Here is a 1,469-nt window from a genome sequence, read left to right as displayed (position 1 = left end):
GTCGGGCTCGGGGGCCTGTTCCAGGACCACATGGACGTTGGTGCCGCTGATCCCGAACGACGACACACCCGCCCTGCGCGGACGCCCCGTCTCCGGCCAGGCACGAGCCTCCGTCAGCAACTCCACCGCACCCGCCGACCAGTCCACCTCCTTCGACGGCTCATCCACGTGCAGCGTCCTCGGCAACGTCCCGTGCCGCAGAGCCAGCACCGTCTTGATCACACCAGCCACCCCCGACACCGCCTGGGTGTGACCGATGTTCGACTTCAACGACCCCAAGAACAAAGGCCGTTCACGATCCTGACCGTACGTCGCCAGCAACGCCTGCGCCTCGATCGGATCACCCAGCCGCGTCCCCGTCCCGTGGGCCTCCACGGCGTCCACCTCCGCGGGGGAGAGGCCCGCGTCGGCAAGCGCGGCGCGGATGACGCGTTGCTGCGCGGGCCCGTTGGGCGCGCTCAGCCCGTTCGACGCACCGTCCTGGTTGGCCGCCGAACCACGGACCACCGCCAGCACCGGGTGACCGTTGCGCCGCGCGTCGGAGAGGCGTTCCATGACGAGGAAGGCGACTCCCTCGGACCAGCCGGTGCCGTCGGCGGCGTCGGCGAACGCCTTGCACCGCCCGTCGGCGGCGAGACCGCCCTGCCGGGCGAACTCGTCGAAGGCCCCCGGGGTCGGCATGACCGCGACACCACCCGTGAGGGCCAGGTCGCACTCGCCGCCGCGCAGCGCCTGACCGGCCAGGTGCAGGGAGACCAAGGAGGAGGAGCAGGCCGTGTCCACGGTGAGGGCCGGGCCCTCCAGGCCGAGCGTGTAGGCGATACGGCCGGACATCACACTGCCGCTGTTGCCGGTGAGCAGGTAGCCGCCGGCGTCGGGGCTGTCGCCGACGACGCTTCCGTAACCCGTGGGTGAGCCGCCGACGAAGACGCCGGTGCGGGTGGAGCGCAGGGACGACGGGTCGATCCCGGCCCGTTCGATCGCCTCCCACGACACCTCCAGCAGCAGCCGCTGCTGCGGGTCCATCGCGAGCGCCTCACGGGGCGAGATCCCGAAGAACTCCGCGTCGAACCCGGCGACGTCGGTGAGGAAGCCGCCCTCGTGAGCGCCCGTCGTGCCCCAGGCGTCCCAGCCCCGGTCGCCGGGGACGGTGGAGATCGCGTCGCGGCCTTCGGCGACGAGCCGCCACAGATCCTCCGGGGCGGTGACGTCCCCCGGCAGACGGCAGGCCATGCCGACGATCGCCAGCGGCTCGTCGTGCCCGCCGCCGCGCACGACAACCGTCCGGGCCGCCGGGTCCGTGCCGGTGCCGCCGTACAGCGCGCGGTGCAGGTCGTCGGCGAGGGCGGTGGGGGTGGGGTGGTCGAAGACGAGGGTGGCGGGCAGCCGCAGTCCGGTGGCGGCGTTGAGCCGGTTGCGGAGTTCGGTGGCGGTCAGGGAGTCGAAGCCGAGGTCCTTGAACGGCCGGT

At 72.8% G+C, this 1,469-nt stretch carries 1 protein-coding gene; it reads right to left on the bottom strand.

The genetic code is table 11. From position 1 onward, the window contains the following. A partial coding sequence (locus tag AOK23_RS12375) for a type I polyketide synthase (protein ID WP_169800294.1) occupies positions 1-1,469 on the bottom strand: 1,469 nt, incomplete at both ends.

The sequence above is a fragment of the Streptomyces torulosus genome, from assembly GCF_001419765.1.
Taxonomy (GTDB): Bacteria; Actinomycetota; Actinomycetes; order Streptomycetales; family Streptomycetaceae; genus Streptomyces; species Streptomyces torulosus.
The sequence above is the reverse complement of the archived record's forward strand: the minus strand, read 5'-3'. Positions and strand labels throughout refer to the sequence as shown.